The organism is Alkalihalobacterium chitinilyticum (assembly GCF_029028005.1).
Classification (GTDB): domain Bacteria; phylum Bacillota; class Bacilli; order Bacillales; family Bacillaceae_F; genus Alkalihalobacterium; species Alkalihalobacterium chitinilyticum.
The window spans coordinates 256,370-271,983 of the sequence record NZ_JAOTPO010000003.1; the positions used below are offsets into that span (position 1 = coordinate 256,370).

Annotated in this window: 16 protein-coding genes; all 16 read right to left on the reverse strand. The window is 38.1% G+C overall.

The genetic code is table 11. The annotated features are described in order from the left end of the window. Positions 1-11 precede the first annotated feature (11 nt). Positions 12-1,406 (reverse strand): ATP-dependent protease ATPase subunit HslU, encoded by a 1,395-nt coding sequence (gene hslU / locus N7Z68_RS06215; protein WP_275117600.1) that lies wholly within the window; start codon positions 1,404-1,406, stop codon positions 12-14. A 27-nt stretch (positions 1,407-1,433) separates the two neighbouring features. Then, a complete protein-coding gene (gene hslV, locus N7Z68_RS06220) occupies positions 1,434-1,979 on the reverse strand; it encodes an ATP-dependent protease subunit HslV (RefSeq protein ID WP_275117601.1) in 546 nt (181 codons plus the stop codon). 88 nt (positions 1,980-2,067) lie between these two features. Beyond that, the gene (gene xerC, locus N7Z68_RS06225) at positions 2,068-2,979 is read right to left on the reverse strand and encodes a tyrosine recombinase XerC (RefSeq protein WP_275117602.1); all 912 of its coding nucleotides are present in this window, start codon (positions 2,977-2,979) and stop codon (positions 2,068-2,070) included. Between the two features lie 60 nt (positions 2,980-3,039). Beyond that, entirely contained in the window at positions 3,040-4,347 is a 1,308-nt protein-coding gene (trmFO, locus tag N7Z68_RS06230; protein WP_275117603.1) for an FADH(2)-oxidizing methylenetetrahydrofolate--tRNA-(uracil(54)-C(5))-methyltransferase TrmFO, read from the reverse strand. 230 nt (positions 4,348-4,577) lie between these two features. Continuing rightward, the gene (gene topA / locus N7Z68_RS06235; RefSeq protein WP_275117604.1) at positions 4,578-6,650 is read right to left on the reverse strand and encodes a type I DNA topoisomerase; all 2,073 of its coding nucleotides are present in this window, start codon (positions 6,648-6,650) and stop codon (positions 4,578-4,580) included. A gap of 119 nt (positions 6,651-6,769) precedes the next feature. Beyond that, positions 6,770-7,645, reverse strand: a complete 876-nt coding sequence (dprA, locus tag N7Z68_RS06240; protein ID WP_275117605.1) for a DNA-processing protein DprA — start codon at positions 7,643-7,645, stop codon at positions 6,770-6,772. A gap of 79 nt (positions 7,646-7,724) precedes the next feature. Then, positions 7,725-8,633: a succinate--CoA ligase subunit alpha gene (sucD, locus tag N7Z68_RS06245; protein WP_275117606.1), complete on the reverse strand. Its 909-nt coding sequence runs from the start codon at positions 8,631-8,633 to the stop codon at positions 7,725-7,727. 18 nt (positions 8,634-8,651) lie between these two features. Then, complete coding sequence (gene sucC, locus N7Z68_RS06250; protein WP_275117607.1) at positions 8,652-9,812, reverse strand: ADP-forming succinate--CoA ligase subunit beta; 1,161 nt, start codon at positions 9,810-9,812, stop codon at positions 8,652-8,654. A 172-nt stretch (positions 9,813-9,984) separates the two neighbouring features. After that, positions 9,985-10,284 carry a DUF3905 domain-containing protein gene (locus tag N7Z68_RS06255; RefSeq protein ID WP_275117608.1) on the reverse strand — a complete coding sequence of 100 codons (300 nt, stop codon included), beginning with the start codon at positions 10,282-10,284 and terminating at the stop codon, positions 9,985-9,987. Then, the gene (locus tag N7Z68_RS06260; RefSeq protein ID WP_275117609.1) at positions 10,284-10,469 is read right to left on the reverse strand and encodes a small, acid-soluble spore protein, alpha/beta type; all 186 of its coding nucleotides are present in this window, start codon (positions 10,467-10,469) and stop codon (positions 10,284-10,286) included. Before N7Z68_RS06260 ends, N7Z68_RS06255 begins: the two co-directional genes overlap by 1 nt. A 125-nt stretch (positions 10,470-10,594) precedes the next feature. Beyond that, entirely contained in the window at positions 10,595-10,888 is a 294-nt protein-coding gene (locus N7Z68_RS06265) for an EscU/YscU/HrcU family type III secretion system export apparatus switch protein (RefSeq protein ID WP_275117610.1), read from the reverse strand. Continuing rightward, positions 10,885-12,654, reverse strand: coding sequence for a hypothetical protein (locus N7Z68_RS06270; protein ID WP_275117611.1), 1,770 nt, complete (start codon positions 12,652-12,654; stop codon positions 10,885-10,887). Before N7Z68_RS06270 ends, N7Z68_RS06265 begins: the two co-directional genes overlap by 4 nt. Positions 12,655-12,678: 24 nt before the next feature. Continuing rightward, positions 12,679-13,458: a ribonuclease HII gene (rnhB, locus tag N7Z68_RS06275; protein WP_275117612.1), complete on the reverse strand. Its 780-nt coding sequence runs from the start codon at positions 13,456-13,458 to the stop codon at positions 12,679-12,681. 174 nt (positions 13,459-13,632) lie between these two features. Then, a complete protein-coding gene (ylqF, locus tag N7Z68_RS06280; RefSeq protein ID WP_275117613.1) occupies positions 13,633-14,487 on the reverse strand; it encodes a ribosome biogenesis GTPase YlqF in 855 nt (284 codons plus the stop codon). An 8-nt stretch (positions 14,488-14,495) separates the two neighbouring features. Continuing rightward, positions 14,496-15,047, reverse strand: a complete 552-nt coding sequence (gene lepB, locus N7Z68_RS06285; protein WP_275117614.1) for a signal peptidase I — start codon at positions 15,045-15,047, stop codon at positions 14,496-14,498. 124 nt (positions 15,048-15,171) lie between these two features. Further along, a complete protein-coding gene (gene rplS / locus N7Z68_RS06290; protein WP_275117615.1) occupies positions 15,172-15,516 on the reverse strand; it encodes a 50S ribosomal protein L19 in 345 nt (114 codons plus the stop codon). Between the last annotated feature and the right edge of the window lie 98 nt (positions 15,517-15,614).

Consider the following 15,614-nt stretch of genomic DNA (forward strand, 5'->3'; position numbering starts at 1 on the left):
AAAAGTCCATACTATAAAATGTATTGGCTTAAATCTCTATTTTTTGCGATTGTTGCTAACTTTTCTTCAACATAAGCTGGTGTTATCACAATCTCTTCTAATGTTATATCAGGTGCTTCAAATGATAAATCTTCAAGCAATTTTTCTAATAGCGTATGCAATCTCCTCGCCCCGATATTTTCTGTATCTTGATTTACATCTGTTGCAATTGTCGCAATCTTATGAATAGCTTCGTCAGAAAATTTGACTTTTATACCTTCTGTTTCTAATAAGGCTGTATATTGTTTAATCAAAGCATTATCCGGCTCGACTAAAATGCGAACAAAATCATCAATTGATAAATTAGAAAGCTCCACTCGTATTGGGAATCGCCCTTGTAGTTCAGGAATTAAATCTGATGGCTTTGCCATATGAAAAGCACCTGCACCTACAAATAAAATATGATCAGTTTTTACAGGTCCATACTTCGTTACAATTGTGGAACCCTCTACAATTGGTAAAATATCGCGTTGCACACCTTCTCTTGAAACATCGGCACTATTTTGACTTTTACCTGCAATTTTATCAATCTCATCAATAAAGATAATACCCAATTGTTCAGCTTTTGAAACAGCTTCTTGATTGACTTCATCCATATCAATAAGCTTTTGCGCTTCTTCTTCGGTTAGATATTTGCGTGCTTCCCGGACCGTAATTCGACGCTTTTTCTTTTTCTTTGGCATCATATTTCCTAACATGTCTTGCATATTAATGCCCATTTGCTCCATGCCTGACCCTTGAAACATATCAAAAAATCCGGATGTTTGTTCTTCCACATCAATCGTAACAATATGGTCTTCAAGTTCACCGAGAGCTAATTTGTGTGCAGTTTGACGTCTTTTTTGTTGAACATCTTGGCTTTCGTTTGCGTCCGACGTTTCTTGAACAGGTTGTCCTTGATTTCCAAATAGCATTTCAAGTGGATTTTTATACTGCGTTTGTTTTTTAGCTGACGGTACAAGTAAGTCAACAATTCTTTGATTGGCTTGATCCTCAGCCTTATCACGAACGCTGTTCATCTTCTCTTCCTTCACGATACGGATCGAAGTGTCGACCAAATCACGAACCATCGACTCTACATCTCGGCCTACATATCCGACTTCTGTAAATTTAGTCGCTTCCACCTTTACAAAAGGAGCTCCGACTAATTTGGCAAGTCTTCGAGCAATTTCTGTTTTACCTACACCAGTAGGACCAATCATCAAGATGTTTTTAGGCGTTACTTCATCCCGAAGCTTTTCATCGAGTAAACTGCGACGATAGCGGTTTCTAAGAGCTACAGCTACAGATTTTTTCGCAGACTCTTGACCTACAATGTATTGGTCTAGACGTTCAACAATTTGTCTTGGCGTTAAGTTATTTTGCATCTCAACATCCTCCGCTCTCAAAAGTTTTTATAACTCTTCGATGACAATCTGTTTATTCGTGTATACACAAATATCGCCAGCAGTTTCTAGTGCAGCCATTGCAATTTCTTTTGCAGAAAGATGGGGTGCGTGTTTTTTTAATGCACGACCTGCAGAAAGCGCATAATTACCTCCTGAACCGATAGAAAGTATACCGTCATCTGGTTCAATTACTTCACCGGTTCCAGATACGAGTAATAAATGTTCTTTATTCATGACGATCAGCATTGCCTCTAGTCTTCGCAGAACTTTATCACTTCGCCACTCCTTTGCCAGTTCAACTGAAGCCCTTTGTAAGTTACCATTGTACTCTTCTAAGCGGCCCTCAAATTTTTCAAAAAGAGTAAAAGCATCTGCTACAGAGCCCGCAAAGCCAGCGATTACTTTGCCTTGATAGATTTTCCTCACTTTTTTTGCGGTATGTTTCATAACTACAGCATTACCAAACGTTACCTGCCCGTCACCTGTCATGGCACATTGCCCGTTATGCTGGATAGCGAAGATCGTTGTTGCATGAAAGTTTGCTTCTGACATATTGAACCCCCCTCTTAATGATAAGTAAAACAAAGTTGAAAACGTTGGTGCTCACTCTTGCATCTGCATATATGAAAACTAGGTATCTTTATGCTCTTGGATGGTGTTTCATATATACATCTTTTAATCGATCCTTTGTTACGTGCGTATATATCTGGGTTGACGATAAATGTGAATGACCTAATAATTCCTGAACTACTCGTAAGTCGGCACCATTATTTAACAAATGAGTTGCAAATGTATGACGCAACTTATGCGGACTCATATGCATTGTTAATGATGCTTTTTCAATACGTTTTTTTAGAATCTCTCGAACACTTCTATCCGTTAGTGGTCCCCCGCGAAAGTTTAGAAACAATGCAGGATGTGGACCCGTTTTTGACTTCCCTATGAGTTGAGTTCGGGCATCGTCAATATAGTTCTGCAGTGCATCTAATGCATAGCTTCCTACTGGTACATAACGTTCTTTTTTACCTTTACCAATAACAAAGACAGTACCTATTGAAAAATCAATGTCCTCTAATTTCAATTGACAGCATTCACTCACTCGCAGACCCGAAGAATATAATAACTCTAGTATTGCTTTATCACGTTGATCGAGGACATTTTCTTCATCAAACGAAGAAAATAGCTGTTCAACTTCTTGTTCATACATAAAGGTGGGCAAACGTTTTCCTATCTTAGGAATATGAGTCGCAGCGAATGGGTTCTCATTCACTTTTCCTTCTCTTAATAAAAATCGATAAAGACTACGCAAAGCCGAAATTCTCCGAGCAATTGAAGTTCGGGCATATTGTTTATCGTAAAGAGTTGTTAAATAGTGCCTTACAGTATGATAAGTAACAGTCAAAAACTCTTCAATATTATTTTCTTTCATATGTTTCAAAAAATCATCAATATCAAGTAAATAATTATCAATCGTGTGCTTTGAGCAATTTTTCTCAACTTGTAAATAAAAGACAAAATCATCAATTAACATTCGGTTGGATGTATCTTCCATAGTAACACCTCACAAAAGCTACTAAATTGTACCACAACTTAGTAGCTCATTCAAGGAAATTTACATTTTTTTCACAAAATTCTGAATTGTTTCAATTGCTCGGTTAGCAAGGGTCTCATTTCGTTCTTTTTTATTCTTAATTCTTTGGTCCAATGGCTTTAACAATCCAAAGTTAGCATTCATTGGTTGAAAGTTTTTTGGATTTGCTGTTGTGATGTATTGTGCCATACTTCCGATAGCTGTTTCCTCAGGAAAAACGGCTAATTCTTTTTTCTTAACATACCTCGCTGCGTTAATTCCTGCAATTAGTCCAGAAGCAGCTGACTCTACATAGCCTTCAACACCTGTAATTTGACCAGCAAAGAAAAGATCATCTCTTTCCTTGAATTGATATGTAGGTTTTAGCACTTTTGGAGAATTAATAAACGTATTACGATGCATGACACCGTAACGAACAATTTCAGCGTTCTCAAGACCAGGTATGAGCTTTAATACTTCCTTTTGCGGACCCCACTTTAAATGCGTTTGGAAACCAACAATATTGTACAATGTTCCAGATTGATTGTCTTGTCTTAGTTGAATTACTGCATACGGCCTTTTACCTGTTTCAGGGTGTTCAAGCCCAACTGGCTTCAATGGTCCGAATAACATTGTTTTTTTGCCGCGTTGTGCCATTACTTCAATTGGCATACACCCTTCAAAGAAAATTTCTTTCTCAAACTCTTTTAAAGGTACAGTTTCCGCGCTTATTAAGGCCTCATAAAAGCGATCAAACTCTTCTTCTGTCATTGGGCAATTTAAATAAGCTGCTTCTCCTTTATCATACCGAGATTTTAAGTACACCTTATTCATATCAATAGAGTCTTTTTCGATTATAGGAGCAGCTGCATCGTAAAAGTATAGATATTCTTCTCCAGTTAATTCTTTTAACTGCTGCGAAAGACTTTCAGATGTTAATGGGCCTGTAGCAATAATCGTTGGCCCCTCAGGAATATCACTCACTTCTTCATTCATGACGGTAACCAGTGGATGATTACGTACTCTGCTCGTTACACTATCTGCAAATTCATGACGGTCTACTGCTAAGGCCCCGCCTGCAGGAACGGAACAATCGTCCGCTGAAGAAATTATCACAGAATTTAATATGCGCATTTCTTCTTTTAAGACTCCAACTGCATTTGTAAGTGTATTTGCTCGCAAAGAATTACTGCAAACGAGTTCAGCAAATTTATCAGTATGATGAGCAGGTGTCTGCTTTACTGGGCGCATTTCATAAAGATGGACTGGAATTCCACGGTTAGCTATTTGCCAAGCAGCTTCACTTCCTGCCAGCCCTGCGCCGATCACGTTAATATGTATACTGTCCAAGATTTAAACCCTCCGTACCAAATTGAAAGCTTCATTGTAAAGTCTAGTATTCGTTCTATAGGGCGATTCATATGTCCTATTACAATATTCGGCTTCTCTTCTGAGATACTACTATACTGTGCCTTAAGTATAAGCCCGAATCACCCTATTCATACCATCCGTGTTTACGATTAGAGAAGTCAGACCTCTAATATAATATACTAACACTTCAATTCTTTCAATTCATTTCACTAATTTGTCTCTTCTTTGTAATCACATGATGTACATTGTACATGCACGCCTTTTTTCGTTTTCTTTTCAACAAGCATGTGCTCACATTTCGGGCACTTTCTTGCAATTGGTTTATCCCAAGAAACGAATTCACATTCTGGAAAACGGTCGCACCCGTAAAAGATTCTTCGCTTTTTACTTTTACGCTCTACAATATTTCCTTCATGACAAGATGGACACTTCACACCTATATCTTTTACGATCGCTTTTGTATTACGGCATTCCGGGAAGTTAGAACAAGCCATAAATTTTCCAAAGCGCCCCATTTTATAAACCATTTCATGCCCACACTTTTCACAATCTTCTCCAGCGGGTTCGTCTTTAATCTCAACTTCTTTCATTTCTTCTTCGGCATGCTTTACTTGCTTTTCAAACCCTTTATAAAAACCATCTATGACACGAATCCAATTTTCTTTCCCATCTTCAATTGCATCTAGGTCATTTTCCATCTTAGCTGTGAAGTCTACATTCAATATATCAGGGAAAAACTCATGGATTAACTCAATCACGATTTCACCTAATTCAGTCGGTACAAAGCGCTTTTCATCAAGAGCCACATACCCTCTACGCTGAATCGTATCCAGGGTTGGTGCAAATGTAGATGGTCTGCCAATTCCTAGTTCTTCAAGTGTTTTTACAAGCCTAGCTTCTGAATATCTAGGTGGTGGTTGTGTAAAGTGTTGGTGAGGTGTGATCTCTTCTTTCTTTACGCTTTTACCTTCTTCTAGGTTTGGCAAGAATTTGTCTTCTTCATTTTTCCCATCATCATTGCCCTCAATATAAACTTTCATAAAACCGGCAAATTTTACTTTTGAGCCCGTTGCTCTAAAAATTACATCTTCGTTTTTTAAATCAACAGTCATCGTATCCATAATAGCCGGTGCCATTTCGCTGGCTACTAGGCGATCCCAGATGAGCTTGTAAAGGCGAAACTGATCTCGTGACAAGTAGCTTTTTACTGTTTTGGGATCTTTATATACTGAAGTCGGTCTAATTGCTTCATGGGCATCCTGTGCTTTCTTATCTTGCTTAACTGTTCTCTCACCTTGACGTGTATATTCTTTTCCGTAGGTCTCTTCGATATAAGACTTTACTTCCTGCTTTGCCGTTTCTGATATACGAGTAGAATCGGTACGCATATATGTAATTAAACCTACCGTTCCTTCTTTTCCAAGATCAATTCCTTCATATAATTGTTGGGCAAGCATCATCGTTTTCTTCGCACGGAAATTTAATTTTCGTGCAGCCTCTTGTTGTAAAGATGATGTTGTAAATGGAGCAACAGGATTTCGTTTTCTTTCTTTCTTCTTAACAGAGTCAACTATAAAACTGTTACCCTTAAGCTTCCCAAGAACATCATTTACTTCGGCTTCTGTTTTTAATTCTACTTTCTTCGATCCAATCCCATAAAACTTTGCCTCAAATTGATCGTCTTCCATAGAGAATGATGCTTGAATGCTCCAATACTCTTCTGGCACAAATGCCTTTATTTCATTTTCCCGGTCGATAATCATTTTAACAGCAACCGATTGTACTCTTCCCGCACTTAAGCCTTTTTTTACTTTCTTCCATAATATAGGGCTAATATTATATCCGACTAGACGATCGAGAATTCGCCTTGCTTGCTGCGAATCAACTAGATCCATATTAATACATCGCGGTTCTTTAAAAGCATCTTTAATGGCTTGTTTTGTAATCTCATTAAATACGACTCGGCAATCTGAAGTCTCATCAATATCTAGACTGTGTGCTAAGTGCCAAGCTATCGCTTCACCTTCGCGATCCGGGTCAGCTGCGAGATAAATTTTCTTTACCTTTTTAGCTGCTGCTTTTAATTCCTTTAATACAGGTCCTTTTCCACGTATAGTTATATATTTAGGATTGAAGCCCTCTTCTACGTCTACTCCCATTTGACTTTTTGGTAAATCTCTTACATGTCCCATGGACGCTTTAACTGTGTATTTCTTACCTAAGTATTTACCAATCGTCTTGGCTTTTGCGGGAGATTCAACTATTACTAAATAATCAGCCATGTTCGTTTCCTCCCCCTTTGAGGATTAATATAAATCTTCCCTATTATTAAATACATTTTTAGCATTTGTCAAACATTACTTATAAAATAATTTGAAATATAGATCAATTTTACCCAAATTTAACAAGATAATTCAGTTAAAATATCACTAGAATTGAGCACAAGCTTTGCTCCATTTTGAATTAGAGAATTCGTTCCCGTTGAGCGTTCTTCTAAAATTGAACCAGGTACCGCGAAAACCTCTCTTCCTTGTTCTAGTCCTTGATCAGCCGTTATTAGTGCCCCGCTTTTCTCTTTTGCTTCTACGACTAATATACCTTGACTTAGACCGCTAATAATTCGATTTCTTTCAGGAAACTGCCATCTTTGTGGTTTTTGGTGGGGAGGGTATTCAGAAACTAATAATTGTTCTTTAGACATACATTGTGCTAGAGGTAAATTTTTTCTCGGGTATATGTGCAAAAGACCAGATCCCAGAACACCGATTGTTTTTCCTTTTAACTTCATCGTTAATTCATGTGCTTTCGTATCAATTCCTTCTGCAAGTCCACTCACAATCGTCCAACCGTCGTTAATAATAGGGGGCAGAAGTTTATCTATACTTTTCAATCCAAGTTGTGATGGGAATCTCGTACCGACAACGGCGAGTGTCTGAGCAGATTTTAGGAGGTTCATGTCGCCTTTACAATAAAGTACCCATGGTGGATCATATGTGTTTAATAAAAGGGGAGGATATAAAGTATCAAAAGGCGTAATTGGAGTGATTTGATGAAGTGAAAGTTCCTTAATGATCTTATCGATATTCAGGTGATGAACGTCAAAGTAAAAAGCGTTTGCGTGATTTTCTTTCATACGAAAATGATGAATGAGGTCAGTCGGATTGTACTTATAAATTCCATCTAACGTAGGATCGTGTTGAATGAAAGAATAGATTGTTTTCCAACCTGCACCTCTACAGTGTGTAAAGTGAATTAACCTTCTTTTTATAATGTCCATTGGATCACCTATATTCGTATAAATTTGAATACAGAAAAGAGGCTGACCAATATAAACATGTGTCAGCCTCTTATGATTATTAATTTTTATGAGTAATACACTTTTCTAGAAGTCCTTGTTCTTTAAGAACAGAGATTAACGTTTCACCCATAACAGATGGAGTTTCTGCTACTTTAATACCGCAGCTTTCCATTGTTTTAATCTTTTCAGCAGCAGTACCTTTACCACCAGAGATAATAGCACCAGCATGCCCCATACGTTTGCCTGGAGGTGCTGTTTGTCCGCCAATGAAACCTACAACAGGCTTAGTCATATTAGCTTTAACCCACTCAGCAGCTTCTTCTTCTGCAGTTCCACCGATTTCACCAATCATAATAACTGCATAAGTGTCTGGGTCTTCGTTAAATAAGTTTAATACATCGATAAAGTCTGTTCCATTAACAGGGTCTCCACCGATACCAACAGCTGTAGATTGACCAATTCCATTAGTTGAAAGTTGGTGAACAGCTTCATATGTTAATGTACCAGAACGAGATACTACACCTACGTGACCTTTGTTATGAATATAACCTGGCATAATACCAATTTTACATTCTTCTGGAGTAATAACACCAGGGCAGTTTGGTCCAACTAGACGAGTTTTCTTACCTTCCATGTAACGTTTAACTTTAATCATATCGTTTACAGGAATTCCTTCAGTGATACAAATTGCTAAATCAAGCTCTGCATCTACAGCTTCCATGATCGCATCTGCAGCAAATGCAGGTGGTACATAAATAACTGTTGCGTTAGCGCCTGTTGCTTTAACTGCTTGTTCCACTGTATCAAATACAGGAACACCTTCGATTTCAGTTCCACCTTTACCTGGTGTAACTCCACCTACAATGTTTGTACCATATTCAATCGCTTGCTGCGTATGGAATAAACCAGTAGCACCAGTAATCCCTTGTACAATTACTTTTGTATCTTTATTAATAAGGATACTCATTCTCCACGTCCCGCCTTTCTATTTCACTAGAGATACGATTTTTTGTGCACCATCAGCCATAGAGTCAGCTGAAGTGATGTTTAAACCAGACTCTTCAAGAATTTTCTTACCTTTATCAACGTTTGTTCCTTCAAGACGAACAACAAGCGGTAATTCTAAACCTACTTGTTTTGTAGCTTCTACTACACCTTGTGCAATGATGTCACACTTCATAATTCCACCGAAAATATTAACGAAAATTCCTTTAACATTTTGGTCTGAAAGGATGATCTTAAATGCTTCTGTAACTTTCTCAGCAGTAGCACCGCCCCCAACATCAAGGAAGTTAGCAGGGTCACCATTGTAGTGCTTAATGATATCCATCGTTGCCATAGCAAGTCCAGCACCATTAACCATACAACCGATATTACCATCTAACGCGATATAGCTAAGGTCATATTTAGAAGCTTCGATCTCTTTAACATCTTCCTCGTCTAAGTCACGATATTCTAAAATATCCTTTTGACGATATAATGCATTTGAGTCAAAGTTTAATTTCGCATCAAGTGCCATTACTTTACCGTCTCCAGTAGTAACAAGCGGGTTGATTTCTGCGATTGAGCAATCTTTATCAGCGAATACTTGATATAAGCCCATCATAAATTTAACAGCTTGATTTACTAACTCTTTAGGGATATTGATATTAAATGCTAATCTACGAGCTTGGAATCCTTGTAAACCTACAGCAGGATCAATATACTCTTTAAAGATTTTTTCTGGAGTTGCTTCAGCAACTTCTTCGATTTCAGTTCCGCCTTCTTCAGAAGCCATCATAGCGATGCGAGAAGTTGCACGATCTAATACAAGACCAACATAATATTCTTTTTGAATATCGCAACCTTCTTCGATAAGTAAGCGCTTTACTTCTTTACCTTCGGGACCAGTTTGGTGAGTAACTAAAACTTTCCCTAAAATATCTTGTGCGTATGTACGAACCTCATCAAGATTTTTAGCAACCTTGACACCGCCAGCTTTACCACGGCCACCAGCATGGATTTGTGCTTTAACAACACAAACGCTAGAACCTAATTCTTTTGCAGCTTCTACTGCTTCTTCTACAGAAAAAGCCACTTTTCCGTTTGGCACTGCCACTCCGTACTTACGAAGAAGCTCTTTACCTTGATACTCGTGGATATTCATTCTCTCTCCATCCTCCTATCAATTGTATCCATATTAAAGGACATAGAATAATTAGTCTGTCCAATACAGATATTTCGTGATGAATTGTCAAATTCCTTTTTTATTTTAACACTTTTTAAAATTTTTTGGAGGGGTTTCCCCTCCAAATTTTAATAAATTAGACACATTTTCTTCATTTTTCACTCTTATTCGCGTCTTTTCCTGTTTTTTTCTCTGTTTTTGGTCTCGTTCCTGTTAAGCCATCATTACCATAGCTTACATTAATGGACGGATGCATGAACATAGCTCCAGGCGGAGTCATTTTTTCTTCTACTACTTCACATTCTGTTGGATCAGCAAACCCATTATTTTCAATAGGGGCATTCTCTTCTTGGACCCAATGATCGCCTGACATTTGGGCAGGATCAATATTTTCATCCCAATAATCCAATGGCGTTTTTGGGTTAGGGTTAAATTCTCTGTCCTTCCCCATTACTCACAATCCTCCATACTATTAGTTTCCTCTGTCTTGTCCAACACTTTTCTTGTCATACTTCGGCTGACTGCATCCATCTCTTGAACACTTCGATGAACTCCAAATTCCATGGCTATTTCTTCACGGTAACTCTCTAACATTTGCTCACATTCAGGAACGACTAACAAATTCCTTTTGGACATCGTATCACTCCTTTCATTATCTCCACATAGTATGTCCAACGTGTATTAAACCATGAGAATTTCCAAAAAAAGAAGCCAAGCAAATTTGCTTGACTGTACTAATAAAAATACATTTCTATTTTTTATTATTCACTACTACCGCTGTCCTTATTGTGATTTTTATCAATTCGATATATAAAAGCAAACACTTCAGCAACGACTTCAAATAATTCAGTTGGGATGGTTTCATTGATTTCTAATTGACTCAGCAGCTCGACTAACGATGGATCCTCTTGAATAGGTATATGATGTTCTTTCGCACGCTCTATAATTTCTGTAGCGACAAAGCCCTTTCCCTTTGCTTTAACTCGAGGAGCCTCGTCCAGTGTTTCATTATACGAAAGAGCGATCGCAGTTTGAAGTTTTTGTTCGTTTCTCATACTCTCACATCGACTCCTTCATAGCCATTCCTCTGAGTATACGCCTTATGAGCTGACGTACCCTTTTTATACTGTTGCTCTGTGAACTGGATCCAATTTACAGAAGATAACGTATATTCCATCGTCGAAAGTTGCTTTTTTAATAAAGGTTGAAGTACATTTAACAACAAGACTGGCCTTTCATGTTCATTGAACACTTGAACGGAGACGATCTTTTTTTGTATTTGAACATCCACTACCGTTTCTTTTAATTGCGCTAAATGTAAATAAAAAAGAATCCGACAATGGTCAGGATCTATTTTTCCATCAGCTTTTCTTTTTCCTTCCCATTGAACAGTAAGCTCTGTTTGCCAATCTCCTAATTGAAGTGGCACTTGTAATGCAGTTTGCTGAATAGGTCCGTTTTGTTCTTGTGCCAGTAACTGTTGCCCGGTAATTCGATTAATAACTGAATCGACTTTGTCCTTCATCGTCTTTGGGAGCTGTAATTGGTTGAGCTGTAATAACAAACTTTTGAGGCGTTCTCCTTGTTTAATATCATTAGAACTGTTTTGTCCTTGAAAGAATTGTAGAAGCTCTCTTTCTTGTGAGTACCCTAATCCAGAAACGATTCGAAGCAACTGATTAGCAATAGATGAGCGTTCACCCTGCTGTTCATTTTGTACAGCTTGACTCCACAAATGGGATAAAGATTCTCTTTCTTGAGCAGATAATTGACCGAATGTATTCTGTAAATTAAATAGGTTGTTCGTGATAGTTTGGGCATTCGTGTTATTCGAAAATAATTGCAGCAGTAATTGAAATTGTTGTTGTTGTTCTGCTTTTGTATGAGGTTGGTTTAGGCGTGAAAATAATAATTGAAACAGTGTTTTACCATCTAAAGAATCGAGTGGTATGCCACCTGCAGCGCTTTGCAATAAAAATGGCCATAATTGACTTACGGTTTGGCGGTTTGACGGATCAATTAACTGCGCCTTAAAGTTTTCAAATAACTGATCTGCCGAAACATTTCCACCCATTAAACCAGTCCTTTGTAAAAGTTGAACTGCTCCTTCTCTCAAATCTTTTGACATTGCTTGTGACGAAGCTGCGTGAAGTAATTGAAGAACTGGATGTTTCCCCTCAGAAATTTGTGTTTCTTTTAAAACGGCATCGATTCCATTCGTATAAGACCGTAATGAAGGATGTTCTTTTTGCAACGTTTGAAGCTGTGTCTGCAGTTCGGCAATCTGCTGTAATAAAGTTCCCTGTGTTCGCTCCACGGCTTGCATTGCATTAAAACTTTCTAGTGTCAGTGGCAAGTTTCTATGCAACAATGTCGATAAAATCTGTAAGCCCTCTTTATTCGTAAGTCCTGTTTGTTGCAATAAGTGAGCTGCTTTTTCAAAAACTTCTTTAGTAAAAGGAATTTGTTCAGTTGCCAAGTGGCGAATTAATAAATCATTAACTTTGTTTACTGGTATATTTAACTGTTGAAGTACTTGAGCTTGTGTTTGCTGACCGTCCCGCCGCACAGCATTATCGTCAAGAATTTTGAGTTGCGGTACTCCTCCTGCACGAACAACTTCTAACCAGTATTTTTGTCCAGCTGTAAGAGGTACTTCAAGTTTTGCGGTTACAGTCCTATTTCCTAATTGAAGGGATGCCAAGTGATTCGGAAAAAATTTGAGTATTCTTCCTTGAAACAGTTGACCTTGGGAAAGATGTAGTGTTTGAGTTTTTCTGATCGGTGTTTTCTGAGTTGCTTCTTGAATTTTACTAAACAAAACGTACATCTCCCTTCATATTTACTATTTTGCTATACTCTCTTTTACTGGGCTAAAACTCATACGATGTTCTTCCAAAATAACTCCGTACCTTTCTATCGCTAGCAAGTGCTCTTTTGTCCCATATCCCATATGTCGCTCAAAGCCGTAATTAGGGTATGTCTTACCTAATTCCTCCATATATCGATCTCTCGTCACTTTTGCAACAACTGAGCTTGCAGCGATTGATATACTTGTTGCATCTCCCTTAATGATTGATGTTTGTGGTATGGCAATTGGAAGTTTCATAGCATCTATGAGCAGATGTTCGGGTTTTACTGCTAAACCTTCTATAGCTTCTGTCATTCCTAGTTTAGTTGCTTCATAAATATTTACTTTATCAATCATAGCAGCAGAAATAACACTCGTATGGACTGAAACCGCTTCTTTCATGATTACATGATAAAAAATCTCTCGTTTTTCTTTCGATAGCTTTTTCGAGTCAGTAAGTCCTGCTAAATAAAAATCTTTCGGTAAAATAACCGCACAACAAACAACAGGACCAGCTAACGGTCCTCGACCTACTTCATCAACACCGGCAATCCATTCTATCCCTTTGTTTCTAAGGTTAGCCTCATAGGTGCTCATGTGGAGGAACATTTCACGTAATGCCTGTTCTTTTTGCAATTGTTTTTCATATCGATCAACTAACTTTTGGACACCTTTTCGATCATCTGTCTTAATCTTCGTAAAAAGCTCCTCAGAAAGCTCAGTTTCATCTTTAAAAAGTAATTGCTCGATTTGTTTAATGGTTAGTTGGCTCATAATCACGTTTCTCCTCTAATGACTTACTTAGTATATCGGTCAAATTCTTTTAATTTTTTACTAGCAACCGTGAAATATTTTTTTGTACTCCAGTAAACGAAGCTGCCTATAAAGAGACAGAAAAAAACGCAGGTGGTCGTGTGGAAGACCAACTGCGCTCTCTGAACCCTGAGTTTATTGATACTCTTCAGGCGTCTCTAAAGTAATTCTCCCTAATTTTCCTGATCGTAATTCACGTAAGATGATCTCTGCTGTTTTGTCATAATCAATATATCCGCCGCTTTGCAAAAAACCGCGTTTTTTTCCGATTTCATCAAAAAGCTGGAGTCCTTCTATTGGAATTTCATCTAGCTTAAAGCGCTCTTTTACTTGTCCTTCATAACGGTCTTTAAGATAATTCAGCACAAACAGAGCCACGTCTTGAAAATCAAGTAATTCGTCTTTAATAGCACCTGTGGCAGCTAAACGAAAACCAATCGCTTGGTCCTCAAATTTAGGCCATAGGATCCCAGGTGTATCTAAAAGTTCCATTTCGTTGCCTACTTTAATCCACTGTTGCTGTTTCGTTACACCTGGGCGATCCCCAGTCTTTGCAATCTTTTTAACAGCAAGGCGGTTAATTAAAGTGCTTTTTCCGACATTAGGAATACCTAAAATCATTGCACGAATCGCTCTTGGTTTCATTCCACGTGCTTTCATTTTTTCCAGTAAGGGAGTTGCAAGTTCTTTACAACTTGGGCTAATCGCCGATACTCCTTTACCGGATTGACTGTCGATGGATAAGACCTTTACATCTTGCTTTGTAAAGTAATTTTTCCATTCATCCGTTACTCTTGGATCAGCTAAATCAGCTTTGTTTAACAAAACCAATCGAGGCTTGTGAGCAACGATTTCATCTATCATTGGATTTCTTGATGACATCGGAACACGTGCATCAAGAAGCTCGATGACGACATCAATCAGCTTCAGCTTTTCCGTTACTTCTCTACGTGCTTTTGCCATATGACCTGGAAACCACTGTATCGTCACGTTAACACCTACTTTGCTATTCGAATATCTGTAAATGGCCAAAAAACAAAATTGGCCTTTCCAACTACTTCTTCATACGGGATAAACCCAATATCACGACTGTCTAAACTTCTTCGTCTATTATCCCCCATAACGAAAAGGTATCCATCAGGAACAATAACAGAGTTAGTCACTTCATCTAAAGAAAAATCATATGTAAGCGTTGCACCGTTAAGCTCTTGTTTTAATTCTTCTAAATAAGGCTCTTCATAAGCCTCTCCGTTTATATAAAGTGTATCATCAATAAATTCAATCGTATCACCTGGTAAACCAATGACGCGTTTTATGTAGTCACTTTCTTCACTTGCATGAAAAACAATAATATCAAAACGATCAGGTTCCCCAATGGTATACCCTATTTTATTAACAATCATACGGTCACTATGATGCAAAGTAGGAACCATCGATTCTCCTTCAACTACAATCGGTGCAAATAAGAAAAAACGAATAAGAACAGCTAAGAGTAACGCAATTAATACTGCTTTTATCCACTCGTACGTTTCACTTCTTCCGAAATTCATAAATCATCCTCCACAATATAAAGTTATCTATTATGAGGAATTAAGATCTTCCCTACTTTAGATCATATCACAACTAGTGTAAAAAAAGGAGCTTGATAACCAAGCCCCTTTCTTTTTCATACAATTATCGAATTTCTTTAATACGCGCTGCTTTACCACGTAGTGCACGTAGGTAATAAAGTTTGGCACGACGTACCTTACCGCGACGCTTCACTTCAATCGAATCGATTTTCGGTGAATGTAATGGGAATGTACGCTCAACACCTACGCCATAAGAAATTTTACGTACAGTAAAAGTCTCGCTGACACTTGTTCCACGACGCTTGATTACTACACCTTCAAACACCTGAATACGCTCACGGTTACCCTCAACAACTTTAACGTGTACACGTAAAGTGTCTCCAGGACGGAACGCTGGAAGATCAGTGCGTAGTTGTTCTTTTGCGATTTCACGGATAATATTGCTCATCCTATTCCCCTCCTTCCATCCAAGATGCTCATAACAGTCTTTCTTCTGCAGCGGAACATCGTAATCACGGGCCTTAGCCACAACGAATATAATAACAT